The sequence below is a fragment of the Agromyces sp. P1_H4 genome (assembly GCF_056405255.1).
The window spans coordinates 1-19,026 of sequence record NZ_JBFUCL010000026.1; the positions used below are offsets into that span (position 1 = coordinate 1).

Sequence of the window (19,026 nt, forward strand, 5' to 3'; positions counted from 1 at the left end):
AGCTCGAGCAGGGCTCAGCCACCCTCGAGCAGTCGCTCGCGCTGTGGGAGCGGGGCGAGGCGCTCGCCGCACGGTGCGAGGAGTGGCTGATCGGCGCGAAGGCACGCCTCGACGCCGCGCGGGCCGGGTCCGGGCGCGGTGCGCCTGCGGCATCCGACGACGGCAGCGCTCGCTGATGGCGGCACCGAGGCCGCCGCGCGTCGTCGCCGAACTGGGCCGGCCCGAGACGCCCGAAGAGACCGCGGCGCGCAAGGCCGAGAACTCCCGCAAGCACCGGCAGCGGCAGACGCTGAAGAACCTCGTGCTCGCCCTGGCCGCGAGCCTCCTCGTGGTCCTCGTCATCGTGCTGCTGGTGCCGCGCAGCGACACGGCGATGCAGCGCGACATCGACGTGGCGGCCGTCGCCGAGCAGGCGCAGGTCGTGAGCGACGTGCCGCTCGCCGTGCCCGACCTGCCCGAGGGGTGGCGCGCCAACGCCGCTGAGCTCCGCAAGTCCTCCGTCGACGGGGTGACCGCGTGGTACGCGGGCTACCTCACGCCGAGCGACGAGTACATCGGCATGTACCAGGGCCTCGAGGCGAACCCCACCTGGGTCGCCGAGCTCCTCGCCCGCACCATCGCCACGAGCACCGTCACCGTCGACGGCGTCGAGTGGACCGTGTACGACAACCGCCAGACCGGCGACGACGTGGGCAACGCCCGGTACGGCCTCACCACCGAGGCCGGCGACAGCACGTTCGTGCTGCTCGGCACCGGCACGCCCGAGGAGTTCGAGACGATCGCGACCGCGCTCGTTCCCGCCATCGACGCCCAGCGCTGAGAGGAGCCGCCATGAGCGAGCAGCCGACGACGGAACGCCCCACCACCCCGGCCGACACCTGGCGTGAACTCCGGCGCGGCAACGAGCGCTTCATCGCCGGCGAGCCGCAGCACCCCCGTCAGGACGTCGATCACCGCACGTCCCTCGCCCACCAGCAGCGTCCGCTGGTCGCGATCTTCGGATGCAGCGACTCGCGCCTGTCGGCCGAGATCATCTTCGACGTCGGCCTCGGCGACGCCTTCGTGGTGCGCAATGCCGGACAGGTGATCTCCGACTCGGTGCTCGGCTCGCTCGAGTACGCGGTCGGAGTGCTCGGCGTGCCGCTCATCCTCGTGCTCGGCCACGACGAGTGCGGTGCCGTCCGCGCCGCCATCGACTCCCAGGGCGACGACGCACCGCCCCTGCCCGCGCACATCGCGACCCTCGTCGACCGCATCGTCCCCGCCGTCCGTCGTGTCGCCGGCGTCGAGGCCGGAGCACCGATCTCGGCCTCCGATGTCGACGCGAGCTACGTCGGCCGGGAGCACCTGCGCGACACCGTGGCCGAGCTCCTCGAGAGCTCCGAGATGATCAGCGACGCGATCGCAGCGGGTACGCTGGCTATCGTCGGCGCGAACTACCGCCTGGTCGAAGGTCGCGCCGAGACCGACATCGTCGTCGGACGCATCTGACCGCCGCACTCGCGGCACTCGCCGGCCCGGGCTCGCGAACCGAGCCCCGGCACGCAACCGAAGGGGATCACACCGTGGTGGACAACGCCGCCGACTACCGCATCGAGCACGACACGATGGGCGAGGTGCGGGTTCCCGCGTCAGCGCTCTACCGCGCGCAGACGCAGCGCGCCGTCGAGAACTTCCCCATCTCGGGCTCCGGCCTCGAGGTCCAGCAGGTGCAGGCGCTCGCGCGCATCAAGAAGGCCGCGGCGCAGGCGAACGCCCGCCTCGGAGTGCTCGATCCCGCCATCGCGCAGGCCATCGAGCAGGCCGCCGACGAGGTCATCGCGGGTGAGCACGACATCGCCACGCACTTCCCGGTCGACGTCTACCAGACCGGCTCCGGCACCTCGTCGAACATGAACATGAACGAGGTGCTCGCGACCCTCGCCACGCAGAAGCTCGGCTCGCCCGTGCACCCCAACGACCACGTCAACGCGTCGCAGTCGTCGAACGACGTCTTCCCCACGTCGGTGCACATCGCGGTGACCGCCGCGCTCATCGACGACCTGATCCCCGCGCTCGACCACCTCGCGGTCGCGCTCGAGGCGAAGGCCGAGCAGTGGGCCGGTGTCGTCAAGGCCGGTCGCACCCACCTCATGGACGCGACGCCCGTCACCCTCGGCCAGGAGTTCGGCGGCTACGCCCGCCAGGTGCGCCTCGGCATCGAGCGCGTGCGCTCGGCCCTCCCCCGCGTCRCCGAGGTCCCGCTCGGCGGCACCGCCGTCGGCACGGGCATCAACACCCCCGCCGGCTTCCCGCAGCTCGTGATCGAGCTCCTGCAGCAGGAGACCGAGCTGCCGATCACCGAGGCCGTCGACCACTTCGAGGCGCAGGCCAACCGCGACGGCCTCGTCGAGGCATCCGGGGCGCTGCGCACCATCGCCGTGAGCCTCACCAAGATCGCGAACGACCTGCGCTGGATGGGCTCCGGCCCGAACACCGGCCTCGGCGAGCTGTCGATCCCCGACCTGCAGCCGGGCTCGTCGATCATGCCCGGCAAGGTGAACCCCGTCGTGCCCGAGGCCGTGCTCATGGTCGCGGCGCGCGTCATCGGCAACGACGCCACGGTCGCCTGGGCCGGCGCATCCGGAGCATTCGAGCTCAACGTGCAGATCCCCGTGATGGGCACGGCGCTGCTCGAGTCCATTCGCCTGCTCGCGAACTCGGTTCGCGTGCTGGCCGACAAGACGATCGACGGCCTCGAGGCCAACGTCGAGCGCGCCACCGCCCTCGCCGGCATGTCGCCCTCGATCGTCACGCCGCTCAACAAGCTCATCGGCTACGAGGCCGCCGCGAAGATCGCGAAGCACTCCGTGGCCAAGGGCATCACGGTGCGCGAGGCCRTGATCGACCTCGGCTACGTCGAGCGGGGCGAGCTCACCGAGGAGCAGCTCGACGCCGCACTCGACCTGCTGTCGATGACGCGCCCGCCGCAGGCCTGACCCGCCGACGCTCCGTTGTTCCACCGGAACGCCCGCCCTCATGGCGGGCGTTCCGCGTTGCGTCACCCGTCACCGCAGCCGGCGGTAGTCGTGCTCCTTCACGCGCGCTCCGACCACCCGCCACGGATGCGGCTGCGCCGCCTCGAGCTCGGCGAACAGCTCGGGCTCCACGTCGAGGTACTCGTAGACCGAGCCCGACTCGAACTCCACGGTGAGCAGGCGCTGCTCAGGGTTGTAGGTGGCACCGTTCAGCGCCTCCGACTCGATCCGCGGCACCCTCATGCTCCGAGCCAAGCGCGCCAGCGGCGAAGGTGGAACCCCCTTGCGCGGTGGCGCCCTGCGGTCCCCCGCGCGTCGTTGCGTCGTCACCGTCTCGTCGCCTCCGGGGGAGGAGATCCGCGTGAGCGGAGGATGAGGGCTGGTCGCCGGTCCTCCCTCTGCGCAGATCTCATCCGCCGGTGCGGCCGGGGCGAGGTGTCCGCGTCCGCCTAGGTCAGCTCGGCCCCGTCGAGCATCTCCGACACGAGCGCCGCGATGGCCGAGCGCTCCGAGCGGGTCAACGTGATGTGGGCGAACAGCGGATGCCCCTTCAGCGTCTCGATCACGCTCGCGACGCCGTCGTGGCGGCCCACCCTGAGGTTGTCGCGCTGCGCGACGTCGTGCGTCAACACGACCCGCGAGTTCTGCCCGATGCGCGAGAGCACCGTGAGCAGCACGTTGCGCTCGAGCGACTGCGCCTCGTCGACGATCACGAACGCATCGTGCAGGGAGCGCCCGCGGATGTGCGTCAGCGGCAGCACCTCGAGGATGCCCCGATCGACGACCTCCTCGAGCACGTTGTCGGAGACGACGGAGCCGAGCGTGTCGAACACGGCCTGGCCCCAGGGGTTCATCTTCTCGCCCTGGTCGCCGGGCAGGTAGCCGAGCTCCTGGCCACCGACCGCGTACAGGGGGCGGAAGACCATGATCTTCTTGTGCTGCTGGCGTTCGAGCACCATCTCGAGCCCGGCGCAGAGGGCGAGGGCCGACTTTCCGGTGCCGGCCCGACCGCCGAGCGACAGGATGCCGACCTCGGGGTCCAGGAGCAGGTCGATCGCGAGGCGCTGCTCGGCCGAGCGACCGTGCACGCCGAAGACGTCGCGGTCTCCGCGCACGAGCCGGACCTCGCGCTCGCCGACCACGCGCCCGAGCGCGGAGCCGCGCTCGGAGTGGATGACGAGCCCGGTGTTCACGGGCATGCCCTGCACCTCGTCGGTCGTCATGCGCTCGTGCTCGTAGAGCTTCGCCATGTCGTTGGAGCCGAGCGACAGCTCGGCCATGCCCGTCCACCCGGAGTCGAGGGCGAGCTCGGCCCGGTACTCCTGGGCATCGAGGCCGATCGACGCGGCCTTGACGCGGAGCGGCAGGTCTTTCGAGACCACGGTCACGGCGACGCCGTCGTTGGCGAGGTTCGCCGCGCAGGCGAGGATGCGGGAGTCGTTGTCGCCGAGCTGGAGTCCGCTCGGCAGCACCGAGGGGCTCGAGTGGTTGAGCTCCACCCGCAGCGAGCCGCCGTCGCCCACCGGGATCGGGAAGTCGAGCCGTTCGTGCTCGACGCGCAGCTCGTCGAGGATCCGCAGCGACTGGCGCGCGAAGTACCCGATCTCGGGGTCGTTGCGCTTGGCTTCGAGTTCCGTGATGACGACGACGGGAAGGACCACCGCGTGCTCGGCGAACCTGAACAGCGCCCGGGGGTCCGACAGGAGCACCGAGGTGTCGAGCACGTACGTCCGCTCGGACTGCGCGGCGCCCGTGGGCGCCGAGGCATCCGGCCGCATCTTTCGATTCGACGACCGACCGACGGACTGGGAGGTTTCGAGTGAGGCCACGACCGCTCCTGCCCCGAGCGTTCCGCTCGGCTCTCGCGCCGGCCGGCGATCCTCCTACGAGCGGTTCACGAGCCGACTCGATCGGACACCTTGCCCGATGGGTTGAGCGTACGTCGGGCATCCGACACCGGTCGGTCCGACACGCGAACAGTTCACACCGTGTTCACACGCCGACGGCGGGATGCAGCGGACGAGTGCATGCGTCGCCGAGCGGATGCCGCGGCGCCGGCGCAGGCGGCCCGGCTCAGTACGACGCGGCCGTGCCGTACGACACGAACGCGGCGCGGAGCATGTCGAGCGTCTCCTCGCTGGTGGCCGCGTGCACGCTGAGGCGCACCTGACCCTGCCGCGTGGTCGCCGTCACGCCATGATTGTGCATCGAGGCGGTCAGGTAGGTGACCTGTCCCGCCGGCGGCTCGAGCACGACGATGCCGGCGCGCTCCTGCTCGTCGCGTGAGCTCACCACGGGCACGGCGAACTCGTCGGCCAGCTCGATCACCCGGCTCACCCGCTCCGTCACCGCGGTGTTGATCGCGGGCACGCCGGCCTGCGCGATGTCCTCGAGCGCGGCCGCGAAGCGGGCCTCGGCGATGGGGTCGGGGTTCGACACGCGGTACGCGCGGGCACCCGGAGCGGGCGGCGGCACGTGGTCCCACGGCTCCGCCTCCTCGGTGCCGGTGAAGCCCGAGAACACGGGGGTGAGTCGTTCGAGGGCTCGCGGCGACAGCGCCATGAAGCCGGTGCCCCAGCCGGCGCGGCACCACTTCTGGCCGCCCGTCACGACGACGTCGGCCGCCTCCCACGGCGCGTCCACGACCCCGAAGCCCTGGATGGCGTCGACGATGAGCAGCCGGTCGCCGATCACCTGGCGGATGCCCTCGATGTCGCAGAGGTAGCCCGTGCGGGAGTCAACGAGGCTCACGGCGACCGCCGCGACGTTCGACTCCAGCTGCTCGCGGATCTGGCCGGGGGTCACCTTGCCGTGGTCGGTCTCGAGCCATGCCGGCTGCACGGCGTGCAGCGCCTCCTGTGCTCGAACGGCCGCGATGGGCACGCTCGGGAACTCTCCGGGCGAGAGGAGCACGCTGCCCGTGAGCCCGAACATGGCGTGCATGAGCCCCTGCGAGGTGTTCGGCTGGAACACGATCGCGTCCGCGGGGAAGCCGAGCAACGCGGATGCCGCGGCGCGCACCCGCGCGTCCTGCTCGGCGAACACGTCGACACTGCCGTGGCGCGCGCGCTGGAGCACCTGGGTGAGCGCGAAGGACTCCTCGGCGGCGGCGGTCGCGAGCGGGCCGAACCGGCCGTAGTCGAGGTACCCGGGCTCATCGGTGAACCCGGCGATGAATGCGTCGATGGTCACGTACGCCCCCTTCTCCGAGCCATATCATGACAGACCCCAGCCGGTGTGTGAGCGTTCTCACCCGCCGAATCTGCGGTGGCGCTTCGCGTAGTCGCGCAGCGCGCGGAGGAAGTCGACCTGCCGGAGGTCGGGCCCGAGCGCCTCGACGAAGTAGAACTCGCTGTGCGCGGCCTGCCACAGCATGAAGTCGCTGAGGCGCTGCTCCCCCGACGTGCGGATCACCAGGTCGGGGTCGGGCTGGCCGCCGGTGTACAGGTGCTCGCCGATGAGGTCGGGGGTGAGTCGCTCGGCCAGGTCCTCCAGGCTCCGCCCCTCGGCGTGGTGCGCCGCGACAATGGAGCGCATCGCGTCGGTGATCTCCTTGCGTCCGCCGTACCCGACCGCGAGGTTCACGTGCAGCCCCCGCTTGTCGGCCGTGCGGTGCTCGGCGGCGTCGAGTGCGGCCACGAGCGGCGCGGGCAGGCCGGCATCCGACCCCACGTGCTGGACCCGCCAGTCGCGATAGTGCGAGAGCTCCTCGGCGAGCTCGGCGATGATCTCGATCAGGTCGGCGAGCTCGGCGCTGGGCCGGTTGCCGAGGTTGTCGCTGGAGAGCAGGTAGAGCGTGACGACGGAGATGCCGAGGTCGTCGCACCACTCCAGGAACTCGCGCATCTTCGCGGCGCCGGCGCGATGGCCGTGCGCGGCGCTGTCGTACCCGAGCTGCCGGGCCCACCGCCGGTTGCCGTCGATGATCATGGCGACGTGCCGGGGCAGCGCGGCTGGGTCGAGTCCGCGCCGGAGGCGGTTCCCATAGAGGCGATAGAGGATGCCGCGACCGAGGGGCTGATCGCTGGTCTGCACGGCACTACGCTACCGCTCCGCCGTCGCGGGGACTCACAGCCGAGGACGACGGGCGTTGGCCTACGCTGTGTGCATGACCCCGAAGCGCCGCCACGAGTCCGCCGACCTCGCGGAGGAGCTCAGCCGCCCGGTCGCGCCCGACGACACGTCGGACCTCGCGGTCAGCCGCGACGAGCACGGGCCCGACCTGCCCAACATCCCGCTCCTCGACGACGGGCTGGCCCAGCCCGCCGACGTGAAGCCCACCTGGCGCGGTTGGATCCACGCGGGCACCTTCCCGGTGACGATCATCGCGGGCGTGGTGCTCATCGTGCTCGCCGAGGGCGCCCCGGCCAAGTGGGCGTCGGCGGTCTTCACCCTCACGTCGATGCTGCTCTTCGGCAACTCCGCGTTGTACCACCGGTTCGACTGGAAGCCGCGAACCAAGCTCATCTTGAAGCGCATCGACCACGCCAACATCTTCCTGCTCATCGCGGGCACGTACACGCCGCTCGCGATCCTCGCCCTGCCGCCCGACAAGGGGTGGCTGCTGCTCGGCATCGTGTGGGCCGGTGCGCTCATCGGCATCGGCTTCCGCGTGTTCTGGATCATGGCGCCGCGCTGGCTCTACGTGCCCCTCTACCTGCTGCTCGGGTGGGCGGCGGTCATGTACCTCGGCGACCTGCTCGCGGCGAGCGTGGCGATGATGGTGCTCGTGATCGTGGGTGGCCTGCTGTACACGGCCGGGGCGATCGTCTACGGCCTGAAGAAGCCCAACCCGTGGCCCGGCCGGTTCGGGTTCCACGAGATCTTCCATGCCTGCACGGTGCTGGCGTTCATGTGCCACTGGACGGCGACGCTCATCATCGCGATGCACCCCGTCTACCACGTGGGCTGAGCCCTCCGACGGCGGCCCGGCACGGGAGTCGGCCCGCCGCCGCGCGGGTCGTCAGCGGACGGGCGGCCGGCCCTCGTCGTCGTCGGATGCCGCCGGACGGGCCTCGTCGGACGGCGGCGCCTTCGCGATCGGGGGCTCCGCGGCATCCGGCCCGGCGAAGCCGTCCTCGAGCTCGTGGAGCTCCTCCTCGCGACGCTCGGCCTCGAACTGCTCCCGCACCTCGGCGCGGTAGTTCACCCGGCGGATGCGACGCACCATGTCGAGCACGAGCAGCACGACGACGACCATGACGAGGAACGTGAGGACGAACCCCCAGATGCCGGGCGTCACGGTGTTCGGATCGAACTCCTCCTCGGCCGCGTGGACCAGGAGGCGCGGGCCGGCGGCGATCACGAGTGCGCTCCGTCGATGGGGCAGGCGGGCACGACGAGCATCGGACTCACTTTCGCAGCGGATTTCGGCTTCGCGGGGGCGGCTAGGCTGGATGCCAAGCCTAGACGATCGACGTGGGAAGGAGCCGTGGCCGTGGCCGAGCAGCAGTCCGACACGCTCGCCGCCCGCTACGGCCGGACCCGCACCAATCGCACCCGCGACCGGCTGCTCCTGATCGGCGGGGCGGTCGCCTTCGCGGTCGTGCTGATCGCCTGGGTCGTGTGGGCGGGCCTCGACGGCCAGAAGCCCTCGGTCGAGGCCATCGACACCGGTCACCGGCTGCTCAACGACGAGCGCGCCGTGGAGGTCAGCTGGACGCTGTCGGTGCCGCCCGGCAACGAGACGGCCTGCATCGTGCAGGCCTACGACGAGGACTTCACCGTGGTCGGCTGGAAGGTCGTCGAGATCCCGGCATCCGACCGCCATCTGCGCACGTTCACCGACACCGTACGCGTTGCGCGCGAAGCGAACACGGGTTTGATTTCGCGCTGCTGGCTCACCTAATATGGGGCATTCGCCTCGGCAGCTGCCGGGGCGACACGTCTATCTCAGGAGTGCACCATGGCGCAGGACGCCACCGTCACCTGGCTCACGCAGGAGGCCTTCGACCGACTCGCAGCCGAGCTCGAGGAGCTCTCCACGCATGGTCGCGAGGAGATCGCCAAGCGCATCGAGGCCGCGCGTGAAGAGGGTGACCTCAAGGAGAACGGCGGGTACCACGCCGCGAAGGACGAGCAGGGCAAGCAGGAGGCGCGCATCCGCCAGCTGAAGGAGCTGCTGCGCACGGCCCAGGTCGGCGAGGCGCCCCAGTCGTCGGGCGTCGTCGAGCCCGGCACCGTCATCACCGCCGTCATCGCCGGTGACGAGGAGACCTTCCTCATCGGCAGCCGCGAGATCGCCGGCGACTCCGAGCTCGACGTGTTCAGCGAGCAGTCCCCGCTCGGCGCCGCGATCATCGGCCTGAAGGTCGGCGACCGCACCACCTACACCGCGCCGAACGGGCGCGAGATCTCGGTGGAGGTCACCGGCGTCGAGACCTGGGGCGGCCAGTAGGACGCATCCCGCCCGAAACGATCCGTCGGCGACCGCGCACTGCGCGGGGGCCGTCGTCGTCGGGGCATCCCCGGTGACGGGGAGCGAGGATCAGTCGGTCTCGACCCGCGGCTCGTACCCCGCGCGGCGCAGCACCTCGACGACATGCTCGCGGTGCTCGGGTCCGCGGGTCTCGACCGAGAGCCGGAGCTCCACCTCGGAGATCTGCAACCCCGATCCGTGCCGGGTGTGCAGCACCTCGATGACGTTGGCGTTCGCCTCGGCGAGCAGCCCCGCGACGCGGGCGAGCTGGCCGGGCCGGTCGGGCAGCCCGACGCTGATCGTCAGGTAGCGGTCGGACGCGCTGAGGCCGTGCGCGACGACGCGCTGCATGAGCAGCGGATCGATGTTGCCCCCCGACAGCACGGCCACGATGGGCCCGTCGGTCGGCACGGCGCCCGTCATCATGGCCGCGACCGCGACCGCGCCCGCCGGCTCGACGACGAGCTTGGCCCGCTCGAGTAGCACCAGGAGCGCACGGGCGATGTCGTCCTCCGAGACCGTGACGACCTCGTCGATCGCCTCCCGGATGATCGCGAAGTTGAGCTCGCCCGGGCGGTACACCGCGATGCCGTCGGCGATCGTCGGCACGACCGGCACCTGCCTGGGCTGCCCCGCGGCGAGGGAGGCGACGTAGGGCGCGGCGTTCTCGGCCTGCACCCCGACGATGCGGATGGTGCGGCCCTCGCGCGCGGCCTGCTGCTTCGCCGCGCTGGCGATGCCCGCGGCGAGGCCACCGCCGCCGATCGGCACGACGATGGTCGTGGCATCCGGAGCCTGTTCGAGGATCTCGAGGCCGAGCGTGCCCTGCCCCGCGATCACGTCGGGGTGGTCGAACGGCGGGATCACCACGGCGCCCGTCTCGGCGGCGAAGGCGGTGGCCGCCTCGAGGGTCTCGCCGATCGAGTCGCCCTGGAGCACGACGTCGGCGCCGTACTGGCGGGTGGCGTCGAGCTTCGGCAGGGCCACGCCGACGGGCATGAAGATCGTGGCGCGGATGCCGAGCTCGCGGGCCGCGTAGGCGACGCCCTGGGCGTGGTTCCCGGCCGAGGCCGCGACGACGCCGCGAGCGCGCTCCTCCGTCGTCAGTGCCGAGATGCGGTGGTACGCCCCGCGCAGCTTGTAGGAGCCGGTGCGCTGGAGGTTCTCGCACTTCAGGTACACGGGCACGCCGAGCCGGTCGGCGAGGAACCGGGAGGTCTCCATCGGCGTGCGCCGTGCCACGCGGGCCACGATCTCGCGCGCGTCCTCGAACTGGGCGAGGCCGGGCCCCGGAATGGTGGTGATCACGTGTTCATTCTCCTCGCTGGTAGCCCGGCCGCTGCGGCACGGTGCGCCAGAGCGGAGATCGCACCTCGTCGGGCGGTGGGGCGGCGTCGCCCTTCCAGCTCCCGGATGACACGTAGTTGATCATGACGTTGAGCACCGCGGCGACGGGCACCGCGAACAGGGCGCCGGGGATGCCGGCGAGGAGGGAACCAGTCGCGACGGCGACGACGACGCCGAGCGGATGCACCTTCACGGCCGTGCCCATGATGAGCGGCTGCAGCACGTGGCCCTCGACCTGCTGCACGAGCAGCACGATGCCGAGCATGATGAGCGCGATGACCGGCCCGTTGTAGACGAGGGCGACGAAGACGGCGAGGGCGCCGGTCACGACCGCGCCGACGATCGGGATGAACGAGCCGAGGAAGACGAGGATGGCGATGGGCACCGCCAGCGGGACGCCCAGGAAGAACGCGCCGAGGCCGATGCCGATCGCGTCGATGGTGGCGACGAGGATCTGCACCTTCACGAAGTTCTGCAGCGTGTTCCACCCGGCGAGCCCGGCGCCGTCGACGGCGGCCCGTGCGCGGCGCGGGAAGACGCCGACGATCCAGCGCCAGATGCCCCGCCCGTCGATCAGGATGAAGAGCGTCGCGAAGAGCGTGAGCAGYGTGCCGGCGAGGAAGTGCCCGAGCGTCGACCCGAGCGAGAGCGCGCCGCTCACGAGGATGCCGCTGTCCTCCTGCACGGAGGACGCGATCTGTGCCATCCAGTCGTTGAGCTGCTGCTCGGTGATGTGGAATGGCCCCTGCAGCAGCCAGTCGCGGAAGTCGTCCCACGCCACGACCGACTGCTCCGCGAGGTCGCTGGCGCCCCGGGCGATGAACGTGATGCCGACGGCGAGCAGTCCGCCGACGATGACCAGGGCGGTGAGCATCGCGACGGTGACGGCGAGCCACTTCGGCCAGCGGTGGCGCTGCAGGAACTTCGAGAACGGCACGAGCAGCGCGCCGAGGAGCACGGCCACGAGCAGCGGGATGACGATGAGCCGAAGCTGGATGATGAGGAAGATGACGACGGCGAGGACGCCGCCGACGAGGAGGAGGCGCCACGACCAGGCGGCGGCGAGGCGCATGCCGAAGGGCACCGATTCGGAGGCGTCCCGGCGCGTCGGGGGCGGCGTCTCCCGGCCGCCCGCCTGGCGCCTGCCGATGAACCCGCCCCGAGCCTTCCCCGCCGACTCCGTCATCGCTCCAGTCTAGGCGGGCCGCATGCGGCGAACGGCATGCTTGCGCGCGCCGTCGGTGGTCGCGTATAGGGTCGGGGCACCATGGTCGACACCGTCTCCCCCGCGCTCGCCCGCCGCATCGCCCTCGCGGCCCAGGGCTTCGGTCGCCCCGTGCCGGAGTCACCCGGCACGCGCCAGGTCGCCTCGGTGATCGACCGGCTGGGGCTGCTGCAGATCGACTCGGTCAACGTGTTCGAACGCAGCCACTACCTCCCCGCCTTCAGCCGCATCGGCGACTACGACCGGCAGGTCCTCGACCGCCTCACGACCGGCCGACGGGGCCGCACCGTGGAGTACTGGGCGCACCAGGCCGCCTTCATCCCGCGCGAGCTGTGGCCGCTCTTCGAGTTCCGGCGCGAGGAGCACCGCCGCGTCGGCAGCGACTGGGGCGGGTGGCTCGTCGAGAACCGTCCGCTCGCCGACTGGCTGCGCGGCGAGCTCGGCGCCAACGGGCCGATGCGGGCGAGCGACATCGAGCACGACGCGAACGAGCGTCGCGGCCCGTGGTGGGGCTGGTCCGACGTCAAGCGCACGCTCGAGTGGATGTTCCGGGTCGGCGAGGTCGTCTGCATCGAACGGCGGCGGTTCGAGCGGGTCTATGCACTGCCCGAGCAGGCGCTCGCGCCCGAGCTGCTCGGCGAGGCACCTGCCGAGGCCGACGCGGTGCGCGAACTCATCGGCCGCGCGGCATCCGCCCTCGGCATCGCCACCGAGGCCGACCTGGCCGACTACTGGCGCATGAAGCGCGCGCCCGTGCGCGCGGCGATCCGCGACCTCGAAGACGCCGGGGTGCTGCTCCCTGTGCAGGTGCCCGGGTGGACGACCGGCACGCGACCGACGCCGACCTGGCTGCATCGCGAGGCGCGACGGCCGCGCCGCGTCGAGGGGGCGACCGTGCTCTCGCCGTTCGACCCCGTGGTCTGGTTCCGGCCGCGCACCGAGCGCCTGTTCGACTTTCACTACCGCATCGAGATCTACACGCCCGAACCCGATCGCAAGTTCGGCTACTACTCGCTGCCCGTCCTCATCGACGACGACGTGGTCGGCCGCGTCGACCTCAAGAGCGACCGCAAGGCCAAGGTGCTGCGCGTGCAGTCGGCCTGGTCCGAGTCCGGCGCCCCGGCCGACGCCGCGGCGCGGCTCGTGCCCGTGCTGTGGCGGGCGGCCGCCTGGCAGGGGCTCGACGGCATCGAGGTGGCCGACCGCGGCGACCTCGCGCCCGCCCTCCGCGCCGAGCTCGCGTCGGCGGCGTGAGTCGCGACGACAGGCGACCCGCCTAGAAGGCGCCGCCCATCTGCTCGAGCCGCTTCACGCGCTCGGCGATCGGCGGGTGCGTCGCGAAGAGGCGGCCGACCACGCCCGGCTTCAGCGGATCCGCGATCCAGAGGTGGGCCATCGACGTGTTCTGGCGTCGCATCGGCCGGCCGTACTGCTCGAGCTTCTCGAGGGCGCTCGCCAGTGCGTCGGGGTGACGGGTCGTCATCGCGCCCGTGGCATCCGCCAGGTACTCGCGCTGACGCGAGACCGCCAGTTGCACCAGGCTGGCGACGAGCGGGGCGATGAGCATGGCGACGAGGCCCACGACCAGGAGGATCGGATTGCCGTTGCTGTTGTTGTTGCGGCCGAAGAAGGTGATGCGCACGAACATGTCGGAGATGAACCCGACTGCCACGACGAGGCCGAACACGATCATCGACAGCCGGATGTCGTAGTTGCGCACGTGCCCGAGCTCGTGGGCCATGACGCCCTCGAGCTCGGCGTCGTCCAGGAGCTCGAGCAGGCCGGTGGTGGCGGCGACCACGGCGTGCTCGGGGTCACGGCCGGTGGCGAAGGCGTTGGGCGCCGGGTCGGAGATGACGAACACCCGCGGCATCGGCGTGCCCGTGGCGATGGAGAGGTTCTCGACGGTGCGCCACAGCCGTGGGTGGTCGGCCTTGCTCCGCAGCTCGATCGCGCCCGACATGGCGAGCGCCTGCCGGTCGGCGGTGAAGTACTGGAACAGTGCGTAGGCGCTCGCGATCACGACGGTGACGATCACGATCGTGGGGTCCTGGTAGACCCACGCAGCGAGCCATCCGAGCCCGCCGATGATGGCCAGGAAGAACAGGATGATGAAGACGGTGTTGCGTTTGTTCCTGGCGATCGCTCGGTACAACGCCGGCCCTTAGAACTGCACGCGCGGCGGCTCTGCGATGGCCGCAGGCTCCGTGACCTCGAAGAAGTCCCGCTCGTGGAAGCCCAGGCCGCGCACGAACAGGGTGTTGGGGAACACCTTGATCTTCGTGTTGAGCTCGCGCACGCCGCCGTTGTAGAAGCGGCGCGACGCCTGGATCTTGTCTTCGGTGTCGACCAGCTCGGACTGCAGCTGGAGGAAGTTCTGGCTGGCCTGCAGCTGCGGGTACGCCTCGGCGACCGCGAAGATCGACTTCAGCGCCTGCTGCATGTGGTTCTCGGCGGCACCCGCCTCGGCCGGCCCCTGCGCCTGCAGCGTTTCGGCGCGCGCGCGGGTGACGTTCTCGAAGACGGACTTCTCGTGGGCCGCGTAGCCCTTGACCGCCTCGATCAGGTTGGGGATGAGGTCGGCCCGGCGCTTGAGCTGCACCGTGATGTCGCTCCACGCCTCGTCGACGCGGACGTTGAGGGTCACGAGGGAGTTGTAGGTCGCCCAGAGGTAGATCCCGATGATCACCACGAGCGCGACGACGATGATGACGGGGATCAGCCATTCCATGGCACGGACTCCTAGCGCTCCAGCGACGATCGGGGGTGCTCTCATCCTACCGAGCGGGCAGGGGGCACCAGTGGGCTTCCCATGAGACTCGGAGGGAACCGCGGGCACCGCCGGGCGTAGGCTCGCGGTGTGGAGCAGCGTGCAGAGCCGCGACGACGCGGACGCCCACGAGGCGCGAACCGCGACGACACGAAGGCCCGGATCCTCGACGCCGCCGCCGCGGAGTTCGGCGAGCGCGGCTACGAGGGCGCGTCCATCCGCTCGATCGCCCGCCGCGCCGGGGTGGACCCGTCGCTCGTGCACCACTACTTCGAGGACAAGTCGGCGCTCGTCGTGGAGGTCGTCGCGGTGCCGCTGCGCCCCGACCGCCTCGTGCAGGGCGCGCTCGACGGTCCCCTCGAGGAGCTCGGGGCCAGGCTCGTGCGCACGGTGCTCGTCGCGTGGGACAACCCCGCGGTGCGTCCTGCGGCGACGGCGGCCATGCGCTCGGCGATCGGGCACGGCCCGGTCGCGCGCATGCTCCGGGAGTTCCTGCGCCGGGAGATCATGCACCGGCTGGCGGGCCGCATCGCCGACGAGTCCGACGCCGAACTGCGGGCGCAACTGGCCGCCTCGCAGCTCGTGGGCGTGATCATGCTGCGCTACGTCCTGGCGTTCGATCCGGTGGCGTCAATGAGCGACGACGAGATCGTGGCGCGCGTCGGTCCGGCGGTGCAATGGCACCTCACGGGCACCGGTCCGGTGCTTGACAGCGCCCCGGTGCGCGCGCACAATTCAGCACATGGTGAATAACGCGGATGCCGCGGCGCCGCCGGCCATCGTCATCGACGACCTGCACGTGCGCCGCTCCCGCATCCCGGTGCTGCACGGCCTCTCGCTGACCGTGCCGAAGGGTCGCATCGTCGGCCTCCTCGGACCGAGCGGCAGCGGCAAGACCACCCTCATGCGCGCCATCGTCGGCGTGCAGGTGGTCGACTCCGGCCGCATCGAGGTGCTCGGCCTCCCGGCCGGCTCCCGGGAGCTGCGCACCCGCCTGGCCTACGTCACCCAGCAGGCGAGCGTGTACGACGACCTCACGGTGCGGCAGAACCTCGCCTACTTCCGCCGGATCCTCGGCGCACCGGCATCCGACATCGACGCCGTCATCGAGCGCACCGACCTCGGCTCGGTGGCCGACCGCCTCGCCGGCGCGCTCTCGGGCGGGCAGCGCGGACGCGTGTCGCTCGCCGCCGCCCTCCTCGGCGCCCCCGAGGTGCTCGTGCTCGACGAGCCGACCGTCGGGCTCGACCCCGTGCTGCGCGTCGAGCTCTGGGACCTCTTCCACCGGCTCGCCGCCGACGGGGCCACGCTGCTGGTGTCGAGCCACGTGATGGACGAGGCCAAGCGCTGCGACCGCCTGCTGCTCATGCGCGACGGCGCCCTGCTCGCCGACGACACCGTGCCCGGGGTGCTCGAGGCCACCGGCACCGACGACATCGAGACCGGGTTCCTGCGGCTCATCGAGCGCGGCCAACCCGACCTGCGACCCGAGTCGGGGCGGGAGACGGCACGATGAACCTCGCGCGCACGTTCGCGACCACCGGCCGGGTGCTCTCGCAGATCAGGCACGACCCGCGCACCATCGGCCTGCTCCTCGTGGTGCCGAGCCTCCTCATCGGCCTCGTCGCCTGGATGTTCACCGACACCGACACCTTCGCCTCGATCGGCCCGGCGATGCTGGCGCTCTTCCCGTTCATCGTGATGTTCCTCGTCACGAGCATTGCGACCCTGCGCGAGCGGCGCAGCGGCACCCTCGAGCGACTGTTCTCGATGCCGCTCGGCAAGGGCGACTTCATCCTCGGCTACGCGCTCGCGTTCGGGTTCCTCGCGATCTTCCAGACCGCGATCGCGGTCTCGTTCGCGGTCTGGGTGTGCGGGCTCGAGATCGAGGGGTCACTGGTGCTGCTGTTCGCGGTCGCCATCTGCGACGCCCTGCTCGGCACGGCCCTCGGCCTCCTCGCGAGCGCGTTCGCCCGCACCGAGTTCCAGGTGGTGCAGTTCCTGCCGGTGTTCGTCTTCCCGCAGGTGTTGCTCGGCGGCATCTTCCTGCCCACCGACCAACTGCCGGCGGGCCTCGAGGCGATCAGCGGATGGCTGCCGCTCACCTACGCCATCGACGCGCTGAACGCCGTCTCGACCGGCGACGAGGACACCGCGTGGATCATCACGAAGCTCCTCGTCGTGATCGCGTGGATCATCGGCTCGATCGTGCTGGGATCGGTCACGCTGCGTCGGCGGACTCCGTAGCCGCGGCATCCGTCGTCACGCCCCCGAGCACCCGATCGAGGTAGGCGTTCGCGAAGCGGCCCTCGGGGTCGAGCTCGTCGCGCACCCGCACGAAGTCGTCGAACCGCGGGTACACGTCGCGCAGCGTCTCGGCCGTCTGCGTGTGCATCTTGCCCCAGTGCGGGCGTCCGCCCAGGCCGCGCATGATCTCCTCCACGGCGGCGAAGTACTCGCGCGGGTCCTCGCGGTAGTAGCGGTGCACCGCGATGTAGCCGGTGTCCCGGCCGTGCGCCGTCGAGAGCCAGTTGTCGTCGGATGCCGCGGCGCGCACCTCGATCGGGAAGGTGATGTTCCACCCCTTCCGCTCGATGAGCGCCCGCACCTCGCGCACCGCATCCGGCACGGCCTCGAGCGGGACGGCGTACTCCATCTCGCGGAATCGCACCCGGCGCGCACTGGTGAACACCGACGGCGAGAAGTCGGTGAAGTCGCGGTTGCCGCTGAGCTTGTCGGTGAGCCAGGCGAGGTGGGGAGTGAGACGGGGTGCGACCGTGAGGGCGCGGCAGGCGGCCCCGAACAGCCCATTGGCGACGAGCTCGTCGTCCACCCAGCGCGAGACGCGCCCGAGCGGCTTGCGAGGCGCGTCGGCCGGCAGCCGAGTGTTCGTCTTCGTCAGGGCCGTGTCGGTGTGGGGGAACCAGTAGAACTCGAAGTGGTCGTGCGCCCGCACCCGGTCGAGCCACTCGTCGACCACGAGCCCGAACGGCTCGGGGCGCTCCACGGCGTGGAGCACGAACCGGGGCACCAGCTGCAGCGTCACCTCGACGAGCACGCCGAGGGCGCCCAGGCCGACGCGCACGGCGGGCAGCAGCTCGGGCCGCTCGGTCTCGCTGACGGTGAGGAGCTCGCCGGTGCCGGTCACGAGCTTCGCCGCGACGATCTGCGTCGCGAGGCCGCCGAAGCCGAGCCCGGTGCCGTGCGTTCCGGTCGAGGTCGCGCCGGCGATGGTCTGCCGGTCGATGTCGCCCATGTTCGGCAGCGCGAGACCGTAGGGGGCGAGCAGGGCGGGCAGCTGGTGCAGCCGGGTGCCGGCGGCGAGCGTGACCCGCCCGGTCGCGACATCCGCGTCGATGACGCCCGTGAGGTCGCCGAGATCGAGCTGCACGTCGGGGGCGACGGCGATGCCGGTGAAGCTGTGGCCGGCGCCGACGGGCTTCACGCGCAGGCCGGATGCCGCGGCGGCGGTGACCGCCCGCTGCACCGCCCCGGCCGTGGCCGGCCGTTCCACCCGCACCGGCCGCACCGCCTCGGTGCGGCCCCAGTTGCGCCACAGGTCTCCGCTCGCCGTCACAGGAACGCCTTCCCCTCGCCTCGGTAGGTGGGCACGGTGTCGACCACCGCGTCGCCGTCGACGACGGCGAACTCGTTGAGGTGCTCCGACAGCTCGCCCGACTTGGTGTGCCGGAACCAGACGCGATCGCCCGCTCGCAGGCGCCCGGCCGCAGCGCCGGTGACGGGCGTCTGCACTTCGCCGGCCGACTCGCGCGGCACCATCGCGAGCCCCTCGGGCCAGACGATGCGCGGCACCCGGTCGGGCCCGGGCGGGCCCGACGCGATCCAGCCGCCGCCGAGGATCGTGGCGTGGGCCGGGCTCGGCGAGCGCACGACGTCGAGCGCGAACGYCGCCGCGGGTGCGGGCGTGAAGTGCGCGTAGCCGTCGAAGAGGTGGCCGCCGAAGAGGCCGGAGCCCGCGGCGATCTCGGTGATCGAGGCATCCGCCGCCGTCGCCTCGAGCGAGCCGGTGCCGCCTCCGTTCACGAACTCGAGGTCGGCGTGCTCGCGCACCGCCGCGACCGCACGGGCGCGGCGCTCGAGCAGCTCGGGCAGCGAACGCGACTGCATCCAGCGGTTCACCGCTCCGTCGACCGGGCGCCCCGCCGGGCGGTTCACGACGCCTGCGATCTGCGCCTCGTACGACATCATGCCGACGAGCCGGAAGCCGGGCCGCCGCACGATGTAGGCG

At 71.5% G+C, this 19,026-nt stretch carries 22 protein-coding genes; 11 read left to right on the forward strand and 11 right to left on the reverse strand.

Going from position 1 to position 19,026, the window contains the following annotated elements:
- The 4 genes from xseB to AC1DY2_RS03295 form a co-directional block, all read left to right on the forward strand.
- The coding region (xseB, locus tag AC1DY2_RS03280) for an exodeoxyribonuclease VII small subunit (protein WP_476761124.1) at positions 1-176 on the forward strand (176 nt) is incomplete at its 5' end.
- A complete protein-coding gene (locus AC1DY2_RS03285; RefSeq protein ID WP_476761106.1) occupies positions 176-820 on the forward strand; it encodes a DUF4245 domain-containing protein in 645 nt (214 codons plus the stop codon). The genes xseB and AC1DY2_RS03285, both read left to right, overlap by 1 nt.
- 11 nt (positions 821-831) lie before the next feature.
- Positions 832-1,491: a carbonic anhydrase gene (locus tag AC1DY2_RS03290; RefSeq protein WP_476761107.1), complete on the forward strand. Its 660-nt coding sequence runs from the start codon at positions 832-834 to the stop codon at positions 1,489-1,491.
- 74 nt (positions 1,492-1,565) lie between these two features.
- Positions 1,566-2,978, forward strand: coding sequence for a class II fumarate hydratase (locus tag AC1DY2_RS03295; protein WP_476761108.1), 1,413 nt, complete (start codon positions 1,566-1,568; stop codon positions 2,976-2,978).
- A 69-nt stretch (positions 2,979-3,047) separates the two neighbouring features.
- On the opposite strand, the gene AC1DY2_RS03300 is transcribed toward AC1DY2_RS03295, so the two are convergent.
- The 4 genes from AC1DY2_RS03300 to AC1DY2_RS03315 form a co-directional block, all read right to left on the reverse strand.
- A complete protein-coding gene (locus AC1DY2_RS03300) occupies positions 3,048-3,260 on the reverse strand; it encodes a KTSC domain-containing protein (protein ID WP_476761109.1) in 213 nt (70 codons plus the stop codon).
- Between the two features lie 206 nt (positions 3,261-3,466).
- Positions 3,467-4,795, reverse strand: coding sequence for a PhoH family protein (locus AC1DY2_RS03305; protein ID WP_309980200.1), 1,329 nt, complete (start codon positions 4,793-4,795; stop codon positions 3,467-3,469).
- 295 nt (positions 4,796-5,090) lie between these two features.
- Positions 5,091-6,209: an aminotransferase class V-fold PLP-dependent enzyme gene (locus AC1DY2_RS03310; protein ID WP_476761110.1), complete on the reverse strand. Its 1,119-nt coding sequence runs from the start codon at positions 6,207-6,209 to the stop codon at positions 5,091-5,093.
- Between the two features lie 57 nt (positions 6,210-6,266).
- A complete protein-coding gene (locus AC1DY2_RS03315) occupies positions 6,267-7,052 on the reverse strand; it encodes an isoprenyl transferase (RefSeq protein WP_309979966.1) in 786 nt (261 codons plus the stop codon).
- Positions 7,053-7,125: 73 nt separating this feature from the next.
- Here AC1DY2_RS03315 and trhA point away from each other — a divergent pair, with 73 nt between their 5' ends.
- Positions 7,126-7,929, forward strand: a complete 804-nt coding sequence (gene trhA, locus AC1DY2_RS03320; RefSeq protein ID WP_476761111.1) for a PAQR family membrane homeostasis protein TrhA — start codon at positions 7,126-7,128, stop codon at positions 7,927-7,929.
- A gap of 51 nt (positions 7,930-7,980) precedes the next feature.
- On the opposite strand, the gene AC1DY2_RS03325 is transcribed toward trhA, so the two are convergent.
- Entirely contained in the window at positions 7,981-8,322 is a 342-nt protein-coding gene (locus AC1DY2_RS03325; RefSeq protein ID WP_476761112.1) for a hypothetical protein, read from the reverse strand.
- A 15-nt stretch (positions 8,323-8,337) separates the two neighbouring features.
- On the opposite strand from AC1DY2_RS03325, the gene AC1DY2_RS03330 reads away from it, so the two are divergent.
- Together AC1DY2_RS03330 and greA are read left to right on the forward strand one after the other, a co-directional pair.
- Positions 8,338-8,865 (forward strand): DUF4307 domain-containing protein, encoded by a 528-nt coding sequence (locus AC1DY2_RS03330; RefSeq protein WP_476761113.1) that lies wholly within the window; start codon positions 8,338-8,340, stop codon positions 8,863-8,865.
- A 57-nt stretch (positions 8,866-8,922) separates the two neighbouring features.
- Positions 8,923-9,414 carry a transcription elongation factor GreA gene (greA, locus tag AC1DY2_RS03335; protein ID WP_309979971.1) on the forward strand — a complete coding sequence of 164 codons (492 nt, stop codon included), beginning with the start codon at positions 8,923-8,925 and terminating at the stop codon, positions 9,412-9,414.
- A gap of 90 nt (positions 9,415-9,504) precedes the next feature.
- On the opposite strand, the gene ilvA is transcribed toward greA, so the two are convergent.
- Together ilvA and AC1DY2_RS03345 are read right to left on the reverse strand one after the other, a co-directional pair.
- The gene (gene ilvA, locus AC1DY2_RS03340) at positions 9,505-10,743 is read right to left on the reverse strand and encodes a threonine ammonia-lyase (protein ID WP_476761114.1); all 1,239 of its coding nucleotides are present in this window, start codon (positions 10,741-10,743) and stop codon (positions 9,505-9,507) included.
- Between the two features lie 4 nt (positions 10,744-10,747).
- Entirely contained in the window at positions 10,748-11,968 is a 1,221-nt protein-coding gene (locus tag AC1DY2_RS03345; RefSeq protein ID WP_476761115.1) for an AI-2E family transporter, read from the reverse strand.
- Positions 11,969-12,049: 81 nt separating this feature from the next.
- Between AC1DY2_RS03345 and AC1DY2_RS03350 the strand changes: the two genes are divergently transcribed.
- Positions 12,050-13,261 carry a winged helix-turn-helix domain-containing protein gene (locus tag AC1DY2_RS03350; protein WP_476761116.1) on the forward strand — a complete coding sequence of 404 codons (1,212 nt, stop codon included), beginning with the start codon at positions 12,050-12,052 and terminating at the stop codon, positions 13,259-13,261.
- A 22-nt stretch (positions 13,262-13,283) separates the two neighbouring features.
- On the opposite strand, the gene AC1DY2_RS03355 is transcribed toward AC1DY2_RS03350, so the two are convergent.
- The gene (locus AC1DY2_RS03355) at positions 13,284-14,162 is read right to left on the reverse strand and encodes a M48 family metalloprotease (protein ID WP_476761117.1); all 879 of its coding nucleotides are present in this window, start codon (positions 14,160-14,162) and stop codon (positions 13,284-13,286) included.
- 9 nt (positions 14,163-14,171) lie between these two features.
- The gene (locus AC1DY2_RS03360; protein WP_476761118.1) at positions 14,172-14,738 is read right to left on the reverse strand and encodes a LemA family protein; all 567 of its coding nucleotides are present in this window, start codon (positions 14,736-14,738) and stop codon (positions 14,172-14,174) included.
- A gap of 129 nt (positions 14,739-14,867) precedes the next feature.
- Between AC1DY2_RS03360 and AC1DY2_RS03365 the strand changes: the two genes are divergently transcribed.
- The 3 genes from AC1DY2_RS03365 to AC1DY2_RS03375 are packed head-to-tail and all read left to right on the forward strand — an operon-like array spanning position 14,868 to position 17,024.
- Positions 14,868-15,530, forward strand: coding sequence for a TetR/AcrR family transcriptional regulator (locus AC1DY2_RS03365; protein WP_476761119.1), 663 nt, complete (start codon positions 14,868-14,870; stop codon positions 15,528-15,530).
- The gene (locus AC1DY2_RS03370; RefSeq protein WP_476761120.1) at positions 15,520-16,293 is read left to right on the forward strand and encodes an ABC transporter ATP-binding protein; all 774 of its coding nucleotides are present in this window, start codon (positions 15,520-15,522) and stop codon (positions 16,291-16,293) included. The genes AC1DY2_RS03365 and AC1DY2_RS03370 overlap by 11 nt, the downstream gene beginning before the upstream one ends.
- Complete coding sequence (locus AC1DY2_RS03375; RefSeq protein WP_476761121.1) at positions 16,290-17,024, forward strand: ABC transporter permease; 735 nt, start codon at positions 16,290-16,292, stop codon at positions 17,022-17,024. The genes AC1DY2_RS03370 and AC1DY2_RS03375 overlap by 4 nt, the downstream gene beginning before the upstream one ends.
- Here AC1DY2_RS03375 and AC1DY2_RS03380 read toward each other — a convergent pair.
- Together AC1DY2_RS03380 and AC1DY2_RS03385 are read right to left on the reverse strand one after the other, a co-directional pair.
- Positions 16,999-18,354: a D-arabinono-1,4-lactone oxidase gene (locus tag AC1DY2_RS03380; RefSeq protein WP_476761122.1), complete on the reverse strand. Its 1,356-nt coding sequence runs from the start codon at positions 18,352-18,354 to the stop codon at positions 16,999-17,001. The two genes, AC1DY2_RS03375 and AC1DY2_RS03380, sit on opposite strands and share 26 nt — an antisense overlap.
- The coding region (locus AC1DY2_RS03385) for a type III PLP-dependent enzyme domain-containing protein (RefSeq protein WP_476761123.1) at positions 18,351-19,026 on the reverse strand (676 nt) is incomplete at its 5' end. The genes AC1DY2_RS03380 and AC1DY2_RS03385, both read right to left, overlap by 4 nt.

Bases quoted from the DNA above. Each gene is read 5' to 3' on its own strand.
- AC1DY2_RS03285 (WP_476761106.1), top strand. From the start codon at position 176: ATGGCGGCACCGAGGCCGCCGCGCGTCGTCGCCGAACTGGGCCGGCCC.
- AC1DY2_RS03290 (WP_476761107.1), top strand. From the start codon at position 832: ATGAGCGAGCAGCCGACGACGGAACGCCCCACCACCCCGGCCGACACC.
- AC1DY2_RS03300 (WP_476761109.1), bottom strand. From the start codon at position 3,260: ATGAGGGTGCCGCGGATCGAGTCGGAGGCGCTGAACGGTGCCACCTAC.
- AC1DY2_RS03305 (WP_309980200.1), bottom strand. From the start codon at position 4,795: ATGCGGCCGGATGCCTCGGCGCCCACGGGCGCCGCGCAGTCCGAGCGG.
- trhA (WP_476761111.1), top strand. From the start codon at position 7,126: ATGACCCCGAAGCGCCGCCACGAGTCCGCCGACCTCGCGGAGGAGCTC.
- AC1DY2_RS03330 (WP_476761113.1), top strand. From the start codon at position 8,338: ATGGGGCAGGCGGGCACGACGAGCATCGGACTCACTTTCGCAGCGGAT.
- greA (WP_309979971.1), top strand. From the start codon at position 8,923: ATGGCGCAGGACGCCACCGTCACCTGGCTCACGCAGGAGGCCTTCGAC.
- AC1DY2_RS03350 (WP_476761116.1), top strand. From the start codon at position 12,050: ATGGTCGACACCGTCTCCCCCGCGCTCGCCCGCCGCATCGCCCTCGCG.
- AC1DY2_RS03360 (WP_476761118.1), bottom strand. From the start codon at position 14,738: ATGGAATGGCTGATCCCCGTCATCATCGTCGTCGCGCTCGTGGTGATC.
- AC1DY2_RS03370 (WP_476761120.1), top strand. From the start codon at position 15,520: ATGGTGAATAACGCGGATGCCGCGGCGCCGCCGGCCATCGTCATCGAC.
- AC1DY2_RS03375 (WP_476761121.1), top strand. From the start codon at position 16,290: ATGAACCTCGCGCGCACGTTCGCGACCACCGGCCGGGTGCTCTCGCAG.